This window comes from Streptomyces venezuelae (genome assembly GCF_008642355.1).
Taxonomy (GTDB): domain Bacteria; phylum Actinomycetota; class Actinomycetes; order Streptomycetales; family Streptomycetaceae; genus Streptomyces; species Streptomyces venezuelae_B.
The window spans coordinates 4,314,527-4,331,049 of record NZ_CP029193.1; the positions used below are offsets into that span (position 1 = coordinate 4,314,527).

Annotated in this window: 17 protein-coding genes and 1 pseudogene; 14 read left to right on the forward strand and 4 right to left on the reverse strand. The window is 71.2% G+C overall.

Translation table 11 applies throughout. The features are described from left to right. Positions 1-163: 163 nt before the first annotated feature. Together DEJ47_RS19985 and DEJ47_RS19990 are read left to right on the forward strand one after the other, a co-directional pair. On the forward strand, positions 164-811 hold the full coding sequence (locus DEJ47_RS19985) for a DUF4956 domain-containing protein (RefSeq protein WP_150170232.1): 648 nt from the start codon (positions 164-166) through the stop codon (positions 809-811). Beyond that, positions 808-1,617 (forward strand): VTC domain-containing protein, encoded by an 810-nt coding sequence (locus tag DEJ47_RS19990; protein ID WP_150170234.1) that lies wholly within the window; start codon positions 808-810, stop codon positions 1,615-1,617. Before DEJ47_RS19985 ends, DEJ47_RS19990 begins: the two co-directional genes overlap by 4 nt. On the opposite strand, the gene DEJ47_RS19995 is transcribed toward DEJ47_RS19990, so the two are convergent. Both DEJ47_RS19995 and DEJ47_RS20000 read right to left on the reverse strand, forming a co-directional pair. Beyond that, entirely contained in the window at positions 1,553-2,929 is a 1,377-nt protein-coding gene (locus DEJ47_RS19995; protein ID WP_150170236.1) for a sensor histidine kinase, read from the reverse strand. The genes DEJ47_RS19990 and DEJ47_RS19995 overlap by 65 nt on opposite strands. Continuing rightward, complete coding sequence (locus DEJ47_RS20000) at positions 2,929-3,654, reverse strand: response regulator transcription factor (protein WP_150170237.1); 726 nt, start codon at positions 3,652-3,654, stop codon at positions 2,929-2,931. Before DEJ47_RS20000 ends, DEJ47_RS19995 begins: the two co-directional genes overlap by 1 nt. A gap of 94 nt (positions 3,655-3,748) precedes the next feature. Between DEJ47_RS20000 and DEJ47_RS20005 the strand changes: the two genes are divergently transcribed. From DEJ47_RS20005 to DEJ47_RS20030, 6 genes are all read left to right on the forward strand, one after another. After that, positions 3,749-4,246 carry a hypothetical protein gene (locus DEJ47_RS20005; protein ID WP_150170239.1) on the forward strand — a complete coding sequence of 166 codons (498 nt, stop codon included), beginning with the start codon at positions 3,749-3,751 and terminating at the stop codon, positions 4,244-4,246. Between the two features lie 271 nt (positions 4,247-4,517). After that, positions 4,518-5,873 (forward strand): aspartate aminotransferase family protein, encoded by a 1,356-nt coding sequence (locus tag DEJ47_RS20010; protein ID WP_150170241.1) that lies wholly within the window; start codon positions 4,518-4,520, stop codon positions 5,871-5,873. Between the two features lie 163 nt (positions 5,874-6,036). After that, positions 6,037-6,732, forward strand: coding sequence for a GntR family transcriptional regulator (locus DEJ47_RS20015; RefSeq protein WP_150170243.1), 696 nt, complete (start codon positions 6,037-6,039; stop codon positions 6,730-6,732). After that, positions 6,729-9,149 carry a dolichyl-phosphate beta-glucosyltransferase gene (locus DEJ47_RS20020; protein WP_150170245.1) on the forward strand — a complete coding sequence of 807 codons (2,421 nt, stop codon included), beginning with the start codon at positions 6,729-6,731 and terminating at the stop codon, positions 9,147-9,149. Before DEJ47_RS20015 ends, DEJ47_RS20020 begins: the two co-directional genes overlap by 4 nt. Positions 9,150-9,266: 117 nt before the next feature. Beyond that, on the forward strand, positions 9,267-9,917 hold the full coding sequence (locus DEJ47_RS20025) for a hypothetical protein (protein ID WP_150170247.1): 651 nt from the start codon (positions 9,267-9,269) through the stop codon (positions 9,915-9,917). A 120-nt stretch (positions 9,918-10,037) separates the two neighbouring features. Beyond that, positions 10,038-10,652 (forward strand): dihydrofolate reductase family protein, encoded by a 615-nt coding sequence (locus tag DEJ47_RS20030; RefSeq protein WP_150175745.1) that lies wholly within the window; start codon positions 10,038-10,040, stop codon positions 10,650-10,652. A 13-nt stretch (positions 10,653-10,665) separates the two neighbouring features. Here DEJ47_RS20030 and DEJ47_RS20035 read toward each other — a convergent pair whose 3' ends face one another. Further along, positions 10,666-11,472 carry an SLATT domain-containing protein gene (locus tag DEJ47_RS20035; RefSeq protein ID WP_150170249.1) on the reverse strand — a complete coding sequence of 269 codons (807 nt, stop codon included), beginning with the start codon at positions 11,470-11,472 and terminating at the stop codon, positions 10,666-10,668. A gap of 242 nt (positions 11,473-11,714) precedes the next feature. On the opposite strand from DEJ47_RS20035, the gene DEJ47_RS20040 reads away from it, so the two are divergent. The 3 genes from DEJ47_RS20040 (at position 11,715) to DEJ47_RS20050 (ending at position 13,380) form a co-directional block, all read left to right on the forward strand. Next, entirely contained in the window at positions 11,715-12,056 is a 342-nt protein-coding gene (locus DEJ47_RS20040; protein ID WP_079075191.1) for a YbaB/EbfC family nucleoid-associated protein, read from the forward strand. A 72-nt stretch (positions 12,057-12,128) separates the two neighbouring features. Beyond that, positions 12,129-12,728, forward strand: a complete 600-nt coding sequence (recR, locus tag DEJ47_RS20045) for a recombination mediator RecR (protein ID WP_055569715.1) — start codon at positions 12,129-12,131, stop codon at positions 12,726-12,728. Beyond that, positions 12,721-13,380 (forward strand): DUF5063 domain-containing protein, encoded by a 660-nt coding sequence (locus DEJ47_RS20050; protein WP_150170251.1) that lies wholly within the window; start codon positions 12,721-12,723, stop codon positions 13,378-13,380. The genes recR and DEJ47_RS20050 overlap by 8 nt, the downstream gene beginning before the upstream one ends. A 14-nt stretch (positions 13,381-13,394) precedes the next feature. On the opposite strand, the gene DEJ47_RS20055 is transcribed toward DEJ47_RS20050, so the two are convergent. Continuing rightward, positions 13,395-13,790, reverse strand: coding sequence for a hypothetical protein (locus DEJ47_RS20055; protein ID WP_398336395.1), 396 nt, complete (start codon positions 13,788-13,790; stop codon positions 13,395-13,397). Positions 13,791-13,874: 84 nt separating this feature from the next. On the opposite strand from DEJ47_RS20055, the gene DEJ47_RS20060 reads away from it, so the two are divergent. The 3 genes and pseudogenes from DEJ47_RS20060 (at position 13,875) to DEJ47_RS20075 (ending at position 16,375) form a co-directional block, all read left to right on the forward strand. Next, positions 13,875-14,669 carry a helix-turn-helix transcriptional regulator gene (locus tag DEJ47_RS20060; protein ID WP_317850825.1) on the forward strand — a complete coding sequence of 265 codons (795 nt, stop codon included), beginning with the start codon at positions 13,875-13,877 and terminating at the stop codon, positions 14,667-14,669. Then, entirely contained in the window at positions 14,666-14,866 is a 201-nt protein-coding gene (locus tag DEJ47_RS20065; protein WP_150170255.1) for a DUF397 domain-containing protein, read from the forward strand. The genes DEJ47_RS20060 and DEJ47_RS20065 overlap by 4 nt, the downstream gene beginning before the upstream one ends. 1,037 nt (positions 14,867-15,903) lie before the next feature. Then, positions 15,904-16,375, forward strand: a pseudogene (locus DEJ47_RS20075) (Uma2 family endonuclease). Positions 16,376-16,523 lie beyond the last annotated feature (148 nt).

Below are 16,523 nucleotides of genomic sequence, written 5' to 3' on the forward strand. Positions count from 1 at the left end.
AGCCTCCGGGGTGCGAGCGGGTGGCGTGCCTTGCGCTTCTGCTTGTGTAAGCATGCTGTCTTAATGGCAGCATGCTGTCAATGGGGTTGAGGCGAAGGCCTGGAGGCGTTCGTTAACGCTCGCCGGGGGCGGGCTTAACCTCCCGCTCCCTAGCGTCCTCGTCATGGACAGCACCCTGACCCTCTGCGCCCACCTGGGACTCGACCTCGCCGCCGTCGCCCTGCTGACCTTCGGCGTGTTCTATCCGCGGCACCGCAGGCGCGAGCTCGTTCCCGCGTATCTCGCCCTGAACGTCGCCCTGTTCGCGATCGTCGCCGGGCTCGGCACCGTCGGCGGGGACGGCGGGCTCGCCCTCGGGTTCGGGCTCTTCGGCGTGCTCTCGATCGTGCGGCTGCGCTCCGACGCGCTGCAGCACCAGGAAGTCGCGTACTACTTCATCACCCTCGTCCTCGGCCTGCTCTGCGGTCTGCCCGCGCTCGGTCTCCCCGTGGCCGCGCTCCTCGCCGGCGTCCTGCTCGTCGTGATGTACGGCGCCGACCACCCCCGCCTCTTCGCCCGCGACCGGCGCACCGTCGTCACCCTGGACTCCGTCCACCGCGAGGAGGAGTCCCTGCGCGCCGAGCTCGCACGGCGGCTCGGGGAGCCGCTCGGATGGACCGTCCAGGAAGTCGATTACGTACGCGACCTCATGGTCCTGGAAGTACGTTTCCGCCAGCCGGAACCTTCCGTGACCTCCCGGGAGTTGACGGTACGACGACGCACGACCCGGTCCCGCACGATCGCCCCCAGCCACCCGAAGGAGACCGTGTGAACCCCGCCGTACGCGCCATCGGCCGCGCCGCCACCGCCGCGCACCCCATCGCGCTGGACGAGGTCAACGCCAGGGCGGAGCTGCTCGCCCGCTTCGACAACAGCTACCTCGTACCGGTCGAGATCTTCGAGGACCTCGCCGCGCTGCTCACCGACCCGCGCCGGGCGGGCGGGCCCTTCCGGGCGCTCAGCATCGGCGGTAAGCGCTGGTTCCGGTACCACTCGACGTACTACGACACCCCCGACCTCGGCACCTTCCACGACCACCGCCAGGGCCGCCGCCTGCGCTACCGCATACGGGAGCGCGTCTACCGGGACAGCGGCGAGCGGCAGTTCGAGATCAAGCTGAAGAGCGGGCGCGGCGAGACCGTCAAGCACCGGCAGCGCCTGGAAGGCGACGACCACGCCCTCGACGCGGTGCGGCTCGGGTTCCTCGCGGGCGTGCTGCGCGGGTCGTACGGCATCGAGGCACCGGACGGCCTCACGCCCTCGCTCGTCACGGACTACCAGCGGGCCACCTTCGTCGCCGACGGTCAGCGCATCACCTGCGACGCGGGGCTCGTCGTGCGGGACACGGCGACGGGACGCAGCGCCGCCGCCGACAGCGGACTCGTGCTCGTGGAGACCAAGACCAAGGGGCATCTGACCGACGCCGACCGCGTGTTGCACCGGTTCGGGGTGCGGGCGGCGGACTTCACCAAGTACTGCGGGGGGTATGCCGCGGTCAGGCCCGAGCTGGGCATCAACAAGTGGGCGCGGGCGGTCCGGACGGCGTTCCCGCGGGGTGCGCGCGCGGGGGTGGTGTGAGGGGGAGAGGGAAGGCGAGGGTGACGCGGGCGCCCGACCCGGGTGCTGCGGGTCCCGTGGTGAACGTGCCGCCCGCCTCCTCGGCCGTGCGGCGCGCGATGTCCAGGCCGAGTCCCGTGGAGCCCGCGCCGCTCGTGCCGCGGTCGGGTGCGGCCCCCGGGTCGGGAAAGCCGGGCCCCTCGTCGGCCACGGTCAGCTCCGCCCGCCCGTCGGGTGTGCGGCGGACCGTGAGGGAGAAGGCCGTGCCGTGCGGGGTGTGGTCCAGGACGTTGCCGATGAGCGCGTCGAGGGCGGCGGCGAGTTCGTCCGCGGGGACGGGGACGGGAACGGGGACCCCGGCGTCGGGCGTATCGGTGTGCACGGTCCGGCTCTGGTCCTCCGCCAACGGTGCCCAGAACGCCGTACGTTCCCGTGCCACCGCCGCCAGGTCCGCGCGCGGCGCCTCGCGCAGGGGGCGCCGTGCCTTGCGGATCACGTCGTCGACGCTGCGTTCCAGCGCCGAGACGTCCGCCGCGATGCGGTGCGCCTCGTCCGGGTCGCTGAGGGTCTCCGCGTCCAGGCGCAGGGCCGCCACGGGGGTGCGCAGCCGGTGCGCGAGGTCGGCGGCGTTCTCGCGCTCGGCGGTGAGGAGCTCGTCGATACGGGCGGCGAGGCGGTTCAGCTCACCCGCGATCAGGCGCAGTTCGGGCGGGCCCTCCGGTTCGGCGCGGGCCGTCAGGTCTCCCGCGGCGAGCCGGTCCGCGGTACGGGCGAGGCGGCGCGTCGCCCCGACCAGACGCGCGCCGAGCCGGTCGGCGAGCAGCAGTCCCAGGAGCACGAGGCCGACGCCGATGCCGGCCAGCACGAGCCACGACGCGAGCGTGCCCGCGTACAACTGCCGTTCACTGAGCGTCACTTGAACGACGGCCGTGCCGTCCTTCGCACCCTGCACGGGGACCAGGACGAGACGGCCGCCGGAGCCGGGCTCGTAGGTGAAGGCGCGGCCGGTGCGGGCGAGGCGTACGGGGTCGGTGACGGCGGATCCCTGCCCGGCGGCCCGCGGGCCGATGACGCGTCCGTCGCCGAGGATGAGCGAAGTGCTGGGCAGGCCCTCCCCGTTGACGCTCTCCACCGTCTGCTCGGCCGTCTCCCGCTCGTCGGTCGTGGCCAGGACCGGGCCGAGGGCGTGGGCGACCCACTGGGCGCGGGCGGTGGCCTCGGCGGTGGCGCGGTCGGCCGCGTGGCTCCGGGTGAGGAGCGTGAGGGGGACGAGGAGCGCGGTGAGGACGAGGGCGGTCGTGGCGGCGGTCAGGAGGAGCAGGCTGCGGCGCATCAGGCGGGGTCCTGGTCGCAGGGGGTCCGGTCGCCGGAGGGCTGCTCCCCGGGTGCCGCCAGCTTGACGCCCACCGTGCGGACGGTGTGCAGGTAGCGGGGGTGCTGGGCCGTCTCGCCGAGCTTGCGGCGGAGCCAGGACAGGTGGACGTCGACGGTCTTGTCGGCGCCGCCGAGCGGCTGCTGCCAGACCTCGGCGAGCAGTTCGCGGCGCGAGACGACCTGGCCGGGGCGGCGGGCGAGGTAGGCGAGGAGGTCGAACTCGCGGGGCGTCAGGTCGACGGAGGCCTCGTCGAGGGTCACCTCACGGGAGGCCGGGTCCACGGAGAGGCCGCCCACGCGCAACGGTTCCTCGGTCTCGGTCACGCCGAGCCGACGCAGTACGGCCTTGATGCGGGCGTCGAGTTGGGCGGCGCCGAACGGTTTGACGATGTAGTCGTCGGCGCCGGCCTCCAGGACGGTGACCATCTCCGGCTCGTCGTCCCGCGCGGTCGCCACGATGACGGGGACGTCGCTGACGGCACGCAGCATGCGGAGCACCTGCGCCCCGTCGACGTCCGGCAGCCCCAGATCGAGCACGACCAGGTCGGGCCTGCTGGTCACCGCGGCGTCGAGCCCGGCCATGCCGCTGGGCGCCGTCGCCACGGCGTGCCCCTTGTCGCGCAGGGCCCGCACGAGCGCGCCGCGGAGCTGGGGGTCGTCCTCGACGACGAGAAGATGCGCCATACAACCACCGTAGTCAGGGCCGGGGTACGCGCCGTGGCGGGGTCTTGCCGAGCTCTTAACCGGGCGTTAGGAAACGATGCGGCACAGTGGCGGAATGAGGAAGTGGCGGAACGCGGTCGTGACGGCGGCGTGGGTTGCCGTGGGGACGGCGGCGGGGGCGCTGGGCGCGTGGCAGTTGGCGAGTTCTGACGGGGCGGGGGGCGCGGCGCACAGTCGTCCGCTGGATGAGGCGGCGGTACGGGCTGCCTTGACGGCATCTACGCCGACGCGCGCGTCACCCTCCGCGTCCGCGCCGCCGTCCCCCTCCTCGACGCCGCCGACGCCGACGCCTTCCGCCGACCGTTCCACGGTCCGCTTCACCGGTGGCTCCGCGACGGTGGAGTGCCGGGCGGACGGCACGGTGCGGCTCGTCTCCTGGAGCCCGGCGGACGGGTTCCACATCGACGACGACGTGGAGCGGGGGCCGGGGGCGGTGGCCCGCCTGGAGGCGGAGCCGGGCGACGACGACGATCAGCCGGACCTCCCGTACGAGATCCGCTGCGCGGACGGGACGCCGAGAGCGAAGGTCCTCCCGGACAGGGACGACGACTGAGGCAGTGCCTCCCGTGCGGGTCGGTGGGGGCCGGTCGCGCAGTTCCCCGCGCCCCCAGGTAGTCCTTCCCCACCCGGAACCCATGAGGGAAACTCCCACGGGGGCGCCCAGGAGCCCTCCCCAGGGGCGCGGGGAACTGCGCGGCCCACCCACCCCCACCCCCACCCGCGCCCCGCGAGCGACCGCCCCCGACACTCTGTCGGGTTCACGACGTCACGTACGACAAGACGCCCATGTCCCGTCCACTCCGTGGACATCTACCCTCGGCCCCATGACCCCTCAGCCGAATCCCCAGGTCGGCGCCGCCGTGAAGGCCGCGGACCGCGCACACGTCTTCCACTCCTGGTCCGCACAGGAGCTCATCGACCCGCCGGCCATCGCCGGTGCCGAGGGCGCCTACTTCTGGGACTACGACGGAAACCGCTACCTCGACTTCACCAGCGGACTCGTCTACACCAACATCGGGTACCAGCACCCGAAGGTCGTCGCCGCCATCCAGGAACAGGCGGCGACGATGACGACGTTCGCCCCCGCCTTCGCCGTGGAAGCCCGCTCCGAGGCCGCACGCCTCATCGCCGAGCGGACCCCCGGCGACCTGGACAAGATCTTCTTCACGAACGCCGGCGCCGACGCCGTCGAGCACGCCACCCGGATGGCCCGTCTGCACACGGGCCGCCCCAAGGTGCTCTCGGCGTACCGCTCGTACCACGGCGGCACCCACCAGGCCATCAACCTCACCGGCGACCCCCGCCGCTGGGCCTCCGACACGGGGGCCGCGGGCGTCGTCCGGTTCTGGGCGCCCTTCCTCTACCGCTCCCGTTTCTACGCCGAGACCGAGCAGCAGGAGTGCGAGCGCGCCCTCCAGCACCTGGAGGACACCATCGTCTTCGAGGGGCCGCAGACCGTCGCCGCGATCATCCTGGAGACCGTGCCCGGTACCGCCGGGATCATGGTCCCGCCGCCCGGCTACCTCGCCGGAGTCCGCGCGCTCTGCGACAAGTACGGCATCGTCTTCATCCTCGACGAGGTCATGGCCGGCTTCGGCCGTACCGGCGAGTGGTTCGCCGCGGATCTCTTCGACGTCACCCCCGACCTGCTGACCTTCGCGAAGGGCGTGAACTCCGGCTACGTGCCGCTCGGCGGCGTCGCCATTTCCCGGAAGATCGCGGAGACCTTCGCCGAGCGCCCCTACCCGGGCGGCCTCACGTACTCCGGCCACCCGCTGGCCTGCGCCGCCGCCGTCGCCACGATCAACGTCATGGCGGAGGAGGGCGTCGTCGAGCACGCGGCGAACCTCGGTGCCTGCGTCATCGAGCCGGGCCTGCGCGAGCTCGCCGAGCGCCACCCCTCCGTCGGCGAGGTGCGCGGCGTCGGCATGTTCTGGGCGCTCGAGCTGGTCAGGAACCGCGAGACGCGCGAGCCCCTGGTGCCCTACAACGCCACCGGCGACGCGAACGCCCCCATGGCCGCGTTCGGGGCCGCCGCGAAGAAGAACGGCCTGTGGCCGTTCATCAACATGAACCGCACCCACGTGGTCCCCGCGTGCACCATCACGGAGACCGAGGCGAAGGAGGGACTCGCGGCGCTGGACGCGGCACTCTCGGCGGCGGACGAACACACCGTGTAGCACCCCTCACCTGGGGTGACGGACGGATCGGGGCAGTGACGCACGCCCCCGTCCCCGGAACCCCGACCGCGTAGTCTGACGTGCTCGTAACCAAGACATCCGAGACGAGCAAGACGTCCGGGACGAGCAAGACGACCACGTCAGACTCCGCGGGGGAAACCAGATGCCCGGCACCGACGGCCCCGCCGTCATCCGCAGCACTCTGCGCCAGCAGATCGCCGACGCCCTCCGCGACGAGGTCCTGGCCGGCAGGCTGGAGCCGGGGCAGGAGTTCACGGTGAAGGAGATCGCCGAGCAGTACGGCGTCTCCGCGACCCCCGTCCGCGAGGCCCTCGTGAACCTCACCGCGCAGGGCCTCCTGGACGCCGACCAGCACCGCGGCTTCCGCGTCCACGAGCACACCCTGGACGACTACCGCGGCATGCTGGAGGCCCGCGGCCTCATCGCGGACGGCATCTTCCGCGACCTCATGGCGCACGGCGCCCGCAGGGACACGGCGGACGCCCTGTTCTCCGTCCGCCGCCGCGGCGAGGAAGCCGCCCGCGCCGCCTGCGCGGGCGACCTGACCGTCCTCATCGGCTACGACCTCCGCTTCTGGCGCGAGCTCAGCGCCCTCTTCGGCAACGCCTACCTCTCCGACTTCCTGCACCGCCTGCGCCTGAAGTCCTGGGTCTGCGCCGTCACCCACCTCCGCCGCTGGAGCGACATCAACGGCGGTGACCTGCGCGGTCTGCTCTGGTCCCGGCACACCGAGCTCGTCGACGCCCTCGTGCGCAACGACCCGGAGGCGGCGCACGCGATCGTCAGGGAGTACAACGCGCACTCCCTGTCCCTCATCGAGCGACTGGCCGCTGCATGAGCGGGGACCTGAGCGTGGACCTGTCCGTCGTCGTGCCCGCGTACAACGAGGAGCAGCGCCTCGGCCCCACCCTCGACGCGCTCCGCGACCACCTCGAAACGACCCACCGGGGGGCGTGGGAGCTGATCGTCGTCGACGACGGCTCCACCGACCGGACCGCGGAGATCGCCGCCGAGGCGTCCGCCGCGGACCCCCGCGTCCAGCTCCTGCGCGGCGGCCGCAACCGCGGCAAGGGCCACGCGCTGCGGCTCGGCGTCCTCGCCACGTACGGCCGCCGCGTCCTGGTCACCGACGCCGACCTCGCCGCGCCCATCGAGGAGCTCGATCACCTCGACAAGGCGCTCACCGACGGCCACGCCGCCGCGATCGGCTCCCGCGCCCGCCCCGGCGCGACGATCGACACCCACCAGCACCGGTTGCGCGAGCTCCTCGGCCGTACCGGCAACTTCCTCATACGGTCGGTCGCCGTCCCCGGAATCCGCGACACCCAGTGCGGCTTCAAGCTCTTCGACGGCGACCGGGCCCGTGAGGCGTTCGCCGCGTCCCGGCTGCACGGCTGGGGCATCGACGTCGAGATACTGCAGTACTTCAGGCGGGCGGGCTGGCCCGTCGCCGAGGTGCCGGTGCGCTGGTCCCACCAGGAGGGATCGAAGGTCAGGCCGCTGGACTACGTGAAGGTCCTCGCCGAGCTGACGTCCCTCAAGGTCCGCATGGTCCGCAGGGCCGACGTCCTGGTCGCGCTCCTCTTCCTGGCCCTCTCCGTCTTCCTCTACTCCAGCCGCTGGACGGCCCCCGCCCACCGCTACATCCCGGACTCCCTCCAGGACCAGAACCAGTGGGAGTGGTTCTTCGCGGTGACGGCGGACAACGTCCGCCACCTGAACAACCCCCTCTTCACGACCCTGCAGAACGTGCCGGACGGCGTGAACCTCATGGCCAACACGGTCATGCTGGGCCTGTCCGTGCCGCTCGCCCCCGTCACCTGGCTCCTCGGGCCCGCGGTCGCCCTGAACGTGGCGATGACGGGCGGCCTCACCGCCACCGCCGTCAGCTGGTACGCGCTGATCCGCAGACGTCTCGTCCCGCACCGGGGCGCCGCCGCCGTCGGCGCGGCCCTCGCCGCGTTCGCGCCCCCGATGGTCAGCCACGCCAACGCCCACCCGAACTTCATCGTCCTCTTCATGATCCCGCTGATCATCGAGCGGGCGCTGCGGCTCTGCGAGGGCACACGGGTCGTCCGCGACGGCGTCGTCCTCGGGCTCTGCACGACGTACCAGATCTTCCTCGGCGAGGAGCCGCTCCTCCTGGCGGCGCTCGGCATGCTGCTCTTCGCGCTCGCGTACGCGGCCGTGCGACGTGACGTGGCACGCGCCGCCTGGCGCCCGCTCGCGCGCGGCCTCGGCATCGCCCTCGCGGTCACGGTCCCTCTGGTCGCGTACCCCCTCTACTGGCAGTTCTTCGGCCCGCAGAGCTACAAGAGCGTGCTGCACGGCGACAACGCGGGCAACAGCCCGCTCGCCTTCCTCTCCTTCGCCGAGCGCTCGCTCGCGGGCAGCCACGAGACCGCCGACCACCTCGCGATGAACCCGACCGAGCAGAACGCCTTCTACGGCTGGCCGCTCGCCGTCCTGGCCTTCGCGATCGTCGTACGCCTCTGGGAGCGCACGGTCGTCAAGGCGCTGGCCTTCACCGTGCTCGCCGCCGCGCTCCTGTCGCTCGGGCCGAAGTTCCGCGTTCCGCTGACCGACATCGTCCTGCCGGGCCCGTGGGCGGCGCTTTCCGGCCGACCTCTGTTCGAATCCGTCATCGAGTCGCGGGTCGCGATGGTGTGTGCCCCGGCGCTCGGCATGCTGCTCGCGCTGGCGCTCTCACAACTGCTCCTCGCTCCCCGGCGCGCACACCGGTTCGCGGGGGTGGCGGCCGTCGTCCTCGCGCTGCTGCCGGTCTTCCCGGCGCCGCTGAAGGCCGTGGACCGGGTCGATGTGCCGCCGTTCATCGCGCAGGGCACCTGGCGGACGTATCTGGGCAAGGGCGAGACCCTCGTCCCGGTGCCGGTCCCCGACCCCGCCAACGCGGAGGGCCTGCACTGGCAGGTAGCCGCCGGCCTGGGCTTCCGCATCCCCGGCGGCTACTTCAACGGCCCGTGGGGCCCGGACCGCGTCGGCATCTACGGCCCCTCGCCCCGCAACACCTCCAACCTCCTGCGCGACGTCCGCTCCTCGGGCCGCGTCCCCGAGGTCACGCCCGCCTGGCGCGAGGCGGTGCGCCGGGACCTGGAGTACTGGAAGGCGGGCCTCCTCGTCCTGGCGCCGCAGCAGAACGACGGACAACTGCGCGCGACCGTGGACGCGCTTCTCGGCCGTCCCGGAAAGTGGGTGGACGGCGTATGGATATGGGACCTGCGCAAGGGCAGTTAGGGGACAGGGGCGCGGCTACGCTGCCTGCACGCGGGACTGCGTCACGTCCGTGGGCGCGTTCCCCGTCCCTGCCGTCATCCTGTGTCCCGGCCCCCCACCCGACCCGAGGAGACCTTCTTGGCCTGCGACCTGTGGCTGGTCCCGCTCGTCGACGTCTTGTGCCACAGCGCCGACAACCCGTTCGCGGAAGAGCTCGCCGTCTACGACAAGGCACTGCACGAGGCAGGCCTGCCGCCCGTGCCCGTCTTCGCCTACATGCCGGGCCTGTCCGGCGACGTCGCCCCGGTCGCGGGCTTCGACTACGACGCGCTGCATTTCCTGCGCCGCGCCTACCTCCTCCAGATCTGCGGCCTGGAGGTCACGCCCGTGGACGAGCTGGGCGGGGACTACGAACAACTCCTGGAGATGTTCGACGCCACGGCGCAGCGGTCCCACCTGGTCTGGCACTACGACCACGCGGGTGCGTACGTCCCCGTGGACTTCCCGGTCCCGCTCTCCAACGACGAGCTCCTCGCGGGCGGCGGCCCGCTCGGCTCCTCGCAGGCACTCCTGCGGGAGCTGGAGTACGTCGCCCCGTCGATCGGCATAGACCCGGCGAACCCTCCGCTGGCCCCGGCCCCGCCGTCGGCCCCCACCTCCCTGGAGGAGCCGGCGGCCCCGCCCCCGCCGGACGAGAGCCCCTTCGCGCGGGAGCGCCACGTGTGGCTCGGGCTGCACGCGGCGGCGACGCGGAGCCTGGCACAGGGCTCGATGATCATCTACAGCTAGCGATGAGTTCGGGCGGCCCGTCGGGTCTGACTGTCGTACGCGCGTACACACAGGAGGAGCCACGTGAACCAGAAACAGGAGAAGCAGCGGCGGCAGCAGCTGCTGAAGGTCCAGAACTTCATGGTGTCGCAGGACGGCTTCGGCACCGGTGAGGGCCAGAGCCTGGAGCGGCCGTTCGGCCACGCCGACCCCCGGGAGATGTCCGCCTGGGCGAGTGCGACGGCGAGCTGGCCGAACCGTGAGGACGCCGGCGGGACCCGCGGCCTCGACGACTACTTCACCCGCGACTTCAGCCACAACATCGGCGCGGAGATCATGGGCCGCAACAAGTTCGGCCCGCAGCGCGGGCCGTGGCAGGACCACGAGTGGCGCGGCTGGTGGGGTGACGAGCCCCCCTTCCACACCCCCGTCTTCGTCATGACCCACCACGAGCGCCCGTCGTTCACGCTCTCCGACACCACGTTCCACTTCGTCGCGGGCGACCCGGAGACGGTCCTGGAGCAGGCGAAGGAGGCGGCGCAGGGCAAGGACGTCAGGCTCGGTGGCGGTCCGACGACCGTCCGAGAGTTCCTCGACGCGGACCTGGTGGACACGCTGCACGTGGCGGTGTCGCCGATGAAGCTCGGGGCGGGGGTACGGCTCTGGAACTCACCGGAGGACCTGACCGACCGCTACCACCTGGAGGTGGTGCCGAGTCCGAGCGGAGTGACGCACCACCTGTTCTGGCGCAAGTAGCGGGCTTCCGGGGTCACCGGGGCTCGGGCGGCCGCTGCCGGGGCATGTTGGGCCTGGCCCCGGGCGGCAGCGGAAAACGCCCGGGGGAGGCGGGTGCCTCGCGCGGCGCCCCGCCCGGGACCATCGCCTGCATGGCGAGCGGCACGGGCCCGGCCCGGAACTCGACCATCCAGTCGGAGGTCTCGGCGCGGACGAGCTCGGTGACGTCGTCGCTGAACCTGCGCAGCACTCCGAGGCACCGCTCGGCGGCTTCCCCGGCGGTCCCTTCGGTGGGCCCGAGAACCTCCCGCACGCTCTCGGAGGCCCAGTCGAACTGCAGAACCTGCAGCCGCCGCTGCACGGCCTGCGCGGTCGCCACGTCCCGCATCCACCCGGACGTGAGCCCGAAGAACCGGTCGCACCCCACGCAAGCGACCCCCAGGAGCAGCGACACGAAGCCCCACCCGGCGAGCCCACCGGCGGCCCCCGGGCCCCCTGCCCCCGCTCCCACCCCCGCGAGATCGAGCAGCGGAAACACACCGGCGCCCACGGCGCCCAGGGCGGCGCCCACGCGCAGCAGGCGCGCCGCCCGGCGCTTCCTGCCACGGTCGGTGAGGTACCAGTCGGCGGTGTTCAGGGCACCCCGCTCCACCCATCTGTAGAGCTCGTCGAGGCGCCCGGCGGGGTCGCCCCAGTCGCCGAGGGGAAAGGCACGCCCGGTCAAATCCCGCGAGGGAGAGCCCTCAGCGCCCTGCCCTTGCCCCCGCCCCCCAGAAGAACCCCCCTGGCCCTCGGGGGACTCGGGGGGCACCCCCTCGGGCTGCATCTCCGGCTGGCTCACCCGGTACTCCTCCAACGAGATCACGCGTATCGACACCACTTCCTACCGCCCAATGGGTGGCCATGAGCCCGGATTCACGGCTTTTCCGCCCGGAAGAGCTGCTTGATCAGGTATAGGAGGACGCTGGATCTCACTCGAAAGAGTGCTGGGGCGACCCGCCCGCCGACCACGTAGGCTCGTTCCTGGCGGCAACCCCGCCAGATGGACCCGCATAAACGGACCCGTACGAAACGGAGCTGATCGTGATCCCCGGTGGTGGCCAGCCCAACATGCAGCAGCTGCTCCAGCAGGCCCAGAAGATGCAGCAGGACCTCGCGGCGGCGCAGGAGGAACTGGCGCGCACGGAGGTCGAGGGCCAGGCGGGCGGCGGCCTCGTCAAGGCGACCGTCAACGGCTCCGGCGAGCTGCGCGGCCTGGTGATCGACCCGAAGGCGGTCGACCCCGAGGACACGGAGACGCTGGCGGACCTGGTCGTCGCGGCGGTCCAGGCGGCGAACGAGAACGCGCAGGCGCTCCAGCAGCAGAAGCTGGGCCCGCTGGCGCAGGGCCTGGGCGGCGGCGGCATCCCGGGCCTTCCCTTCTAAGAAACCCCCCGGCCAACTACGGTACGTAGAAGCCGGACACCCTAGGCAGCACTACAGCAGGAGAGGCGTTCCGTGTACGAGGGCGTGGTTCAGGACCTCATCGACGAGTTGGGCAGGCTGCCCGGCGTCGGTCCCAAGAGCGCGCAGCGGATCGCCTTCCACATCCTCCAGGCGGAGCCGACGGATGTTCGGCGCCTGGCGCACGCGCTGCTGGAAGTGAAGGACAAGGTCCGCTTCTGCGCGACCTGCGGGAACGTCGCGCAGGAGGAGCTCTGCAACATCTGCAGGGACCCCCGCCGCGACCCTTCGGTGATCTGCGTCGTCGAGGAACCGAAAGACGTAGTCGCAATCGAGCGAACCCGCGAGTTCCGGGGCAAGTACCACGTCCTGGGCGGCGCGATCAGCCCGATCGAGGGCGTGGGCCCGGACGACCTGCGCATACGGGAACTCCTGGCGCGCCTGGCCGACGGCACGGTGACGGAGCTGATCCTCGCGACGGACCCGAACCTGGAGGGCGAGGCCACGGCGACGTACCTCGCGCGCATGATCAAGCCCATGGGCCTGAAGGTCACCCGCCTGGCCAGCGGACTCCCTGTCGGGGGAGATCTGGAATACGCGGACGAGGTCACCCTGGGCCGCGCCTTCGAGGGGAGACGACTCCTAGATGTCTGATGCCACGCTGAACACCGTGACCGACAACCCGGACGACTTCGCCGTCCAGATCTCCGACCAGATCGAGAGCTTCATCGTCTCGGTCAGGGAGGTCGCGAAGGGCGTGGAACCGGACTCGGCGGTTCCCTTCCTCCTCCTGGAGGTCTCCCAGCTCCTCCTGGCGGGCGGGCGCCTGGGCGCGCACGAGGACATCGTCCCGGAGGAGCGCTACGAACCGGACCTGGGCCCGGAGCAGGACGTGGACGACCTCCGCGAACGCCTCGCCTCCCTCCTCGACCCGATCGACGTCTACTCCGAGGTCTTCGACCCCTACGAGCCCCGCAAGGCCCCCGTCCCCTGCCGCATCTCGGACGACCTGGCGGACGTCGTCGCGGACCTCTGCCACGGCTTGGCCCACTACCGCGCGGGCCGCACGACCGAGGCCCTGTGGTGGTGGCAGTTCTCCTACTTCTCCAACTGGGGCTCCACAGCCTCCGGCGCCCTCCGGGCCCTCCAGTCCTTGGTGGCCCACGTCCGCCTGAACCAGCCCCTGGAAGACCTGGACGGCCTGGACACGGACGAGGACCTCCAGGCGGACGGCCTGGAGGAGGAGGCGGGGAGGGTCATGGCGGAGGAGATCGCGGGGCCGCTGGGGTTGCGGACGGTCAAGTAGCGCGGGCCCGGCTTCTACTCGCCCAGTGCCGCCAGCAACTGGCTCGGTACGACGTACGGCGCCGTCGGAGTCGGTTCCGAGTACCAGAACAGCGGCCACGTGTTGCCGGCCAGGGCCGGGACGCCGATGTACGTCACCGTGCGGCAGCCCGCGCCGCCGAACCGCTGTACGCCCAGCGGCCAGCCGTGGTCCCGCGCCGTCCCCGGGGCCACGAGGAAGTACATCCAACGGAACCCCGTCGCCTCGCAGATGACGGGACCCGCGTTCCCGTCCGCCTCCGCGACGAGCCGCGCGGCGACCTGTTCCCCTCGTACGCCCTGGATGCGGAGGGCGTCGAAGTGGACGCCTGAGACGCGCAGATGGTGGCCCGCCAGGGGGACCCACTCCGGCCAGTGAATTGCGTTCGTCATGGTCACAGCGTGGTGCGTGCGGGGTTACGCTCGGTAGTGACTCAGGGGGTACGCGCGTCCGTGTATCCGATGGAGGTGGTCGCTGTGTCCGTGCAGTACAACCCGACCTGGCGGTACAGCGGGAATCAGCTGAAGCGGTGGCGTATGAAGGCGAACGTCACGCGGGAGGAGCTGGCCGCCGCCTCCAACTATTCGCCGGACACCATCAAGGCCATGGAGCAGGGCGTTCGGATGCCGACCGCCCGGGTCCTGGACGTGGCCGATGGGATGTGCGGGGCGGCTGGGCTGCTTAGTGCGGCGAAGGACTACGTGAAGGCGGAGAAGTTCCCGCCGCGCGCACAGGACTTCATGGAGTACGAACAACAGGCGATCAGTCTGTGGTGGTACGAGGTCGCGCTGGTGCCGGGTCTGTTGCAGACCGAGACATACGCCAGGGACCTGATCGGCAATCGTTGCCCGCCGTTGGACGAGGAGACGGTGGACGAGCGAGTCGCCGCGCGTGTCGAGAGGCAGGCGCTACTGGTACGCACCCCGCCGGTAGCCTGCAGCTTTGTGTTGTACGAGGCAGTGCTGCGTGGACCACACGTGGGCAAGGAGCAGTTGCTCCACCTCTTGGAGGTAGGGCGTCGCGGCAACGTCAGGGTCCAGGTACTTCCTTTCGACCGCGCCATTCCTTCTGCTCTTCTGGGAGCGATGGTGTTGCTGGAAACCAGCGAGCGTGAGCGGTACGCGTTCAGTGAAGGCCAGTTGGCCTCGCAGCTGACGTCGGAGCCAGAAGTCGTCGGTGTATACACGGAGCGGATTAGCATGCTCAGGGCAGAGGCCCTCAGTGCTGCCGAGTCGGTCCGGTTCATCGAGCGGATGGTGGGAGAGCAGTGAGCGAGCGGTTGTCGTGGTTCAAGTCGAGTCACAGCGACGACGAGGGCGGCGCCTGCCTGGAAGTCGCCCTCGAAACGCACGAATCCGACCCCGCGCTCCTTCGCGTCCGGGACTCGAAGCTTTCCTCCAGCCCCGTGCTCACCCTGTCCGCCCCCGCGTGGCTCGCCTTCATCGCAGCAGTTCAGCCCGGGGCTTGAGCCTCGGGACCCGAGCTCTTTCCTGGGTCTGGTTCACCGATGAAATGAACCCAACCAACCCTCCCCATAGCGGAGTTGCGGGTTCCGTCACCCTCAGGAGTGACGTTCCGTAGTCAGCTTGCGTCGGAGCGTAAAGCCGCTCTAGGTTCGCGGCAATAGAACGGCCCCGGTCGGTGCGCCAACACCGGCTCCGAGGCCTAGTCCTACGGATCGATTAGAGGTATCGACCGTGGCTTACACCAACCCTAATGCTGCCTTCCCCTCCCGTCCCACCCGATGGCCAAATCGGGGTACGGGAAGCGCCTCGTGGGTGACGTAGAACCGGACCCCGAACCCGACTTCGCACATTTGCTTCCCCGCGACGCCGAAGTCGCGACGTTCCTGCACCACCTCCCCAACGGCGCCGCGATGGGTTACAAAGCCCTCGCCGCAGCCCACCCCCGCTACGGCCAGCAGGCCATCCGTACTTCTGTCCGACGCCTCATCGAGGCCGGTCACCTGCGGTGGGTCAAGGAGCACATCACCGTCGAGGACAACTCGATGCGGTGGGTTGACCAGGACGTACTGGTCCAAGGAGCCCAAGACCCCGGAGTGGTGGGCCGAGTTCGTACGCGAGCGGCACGGGCGGGAGGTAACCGACGCCTACCAGTCGGGGCTGGCCAGGGTGACCGAGCCGGAGCCGCAACCGACCGCACCCCTGGACGCTGAGCCCAGCGCCGCGCACCGCACCCTCGCCAAGGCACGCGCCCGCGTCACCCGTGCCGTGATGATCTGCCCGTTCTGCGAGGAGCCGGACACCTCCGTGGAGCTGGTCAATGGAATCTGTACCGAGTGCTGCCCTCTGGAGGACTGGACCGGATACGTCCCGGACACGTTCCTCGCCCGCCCGCGCCCCGCCGGGGACGACGGCGTGGTCGACGTGACCGCGCGGGTGGCGGAGCTGCGTCGGGCCGCCGGGTTGCCGACGGGGCAGGGGGGGGCGTATGAGCGTGCAGGGCGTGCCGGTCCGGGCACCTTGGAGTCAAGGAGGCGACGCCATGACCCCCAGGACCACCGACCGGCCCCAGATGTCCGTCGAGGAATTCGAGGAGCTGGCCGACCGTGCGCCCGAGACGGTGCGGTTGGAGTTCATCAATGGAAAGGTCCAGGTCAAGCCGGTGCCGGACGGTTCTCACGGCCAGATCGTGATGTGGCTGCTCAAGCACTGCATGCAGCAGCGGCCCGAGCTGTCCCTTTTCCCCGAGCAGGGTCTCAAGATCGAGGGGTACCGGAAGGGCCGGGCCCGCCCGGACGGCGTGCTGGCGCCGGACGAGAACTTCGTGGGCCACCTCCGGGATTCCGGTGTATCTCCTCGTCGACCGGGGCGCGGGTGAGGTCCGGGTATGCGCGGATCCGGTGGGCGGGCGGTACCGCAGCCTCGTCCGGCGAGCGTTCGGTGACGCCGTCGAGCTCCCCGATCCCGTCGGTATCACCCTGCATACGGCCAAGCTCAAGGAGTACACCGCCTGAGCCCCCGGCCAGAACCTGTGACCCACCCCACTTTCCGGAGTGCCCTGCTCCGAACCGGGCATGTGCCAAGCCGAGCGGTCGGAACGTACGCCCCGGGACGCGGGACGCACGCATGCCGGGGTGATCGAGTCGTGAGCGGGACATCTCA

Excerpts from the sequence above, each read along its gene's own strand:
- DEJ47_RS20050 (WP_150170251.1), top strand. The coding sequence starts at position 12,721 with ATGTCTGATGCCACGCTGAACACCGTGACCGACAACCCGGACGACTTC.
- DEJ47_RS20055 (WP_398336395.1), bottom strand. The coding sequence starts at position 13,790 with ATGACGAACGCAATTCACTGGCCGGAGTGGGTCCCCCTGGCGGGCCAC.
- DEJ47_RS20020 (WP_150170245.1), top strand. The coding sequence starts at position 6,729 with ATGAGCGGGGACCTGAGCGTGGACCTGTCCGTCGTCGTGCCCGCGTAC.
- DEJ47_RS19995 (WP_150170236.1), bottom strand. The coding sequence starts at position 2,929 with ATGCGCCGCAGCCTGCTCCTCCTGACCGCCGCCACGACCGCCCTCGTC.
- DEJ47_RS20010 (WP_150170241.1), top strand. The coding sequence starts at position 4,518 with ATGACCCCTCAGCCGAATCCCCAGGTCGGCGCCGCCGTGAAGGCCGCG.
- DEJ47_RS20005 (WP_150170239.1), top strand. The coding sequence starts at position 3,749 with ATGAGGAAGTGGCGGAACGCGGTCGTGACGGCGGCGTGGGTTGCCGTG.
- DEJ47_RS20030 (WP_150175745.1), top strand. The coding sequence starts at position 10,038 with ATGGTGTCGCAGGACGGCTTCGGCACCGGTGAGGGCCAGAGCCTGGAG.
- DEJ47_RS19985 (WP_150170232.1), top strand. The coding sequence starts at position 164 with ATGGACAGCACCCTGACCCTCTGCGCCCACCTGGGACTCGACCTCGCC.
- DEJ47_RS20015 (WP_150170243.1), top strand. The coding sequence starts at position 6,037 with ATGCCCGGCACCGACGGCCCCGCCGTCATCCGCAGCACTCTGCGCCAG.
- DEJ47_RS20000 (WP_150170237.1), bottom strand. The coding sequence starts at position 3,654 with ATGGCGCATCTTCTCGTCGTCGAGGACGACCCCCAGCTCCGCGGCGCG.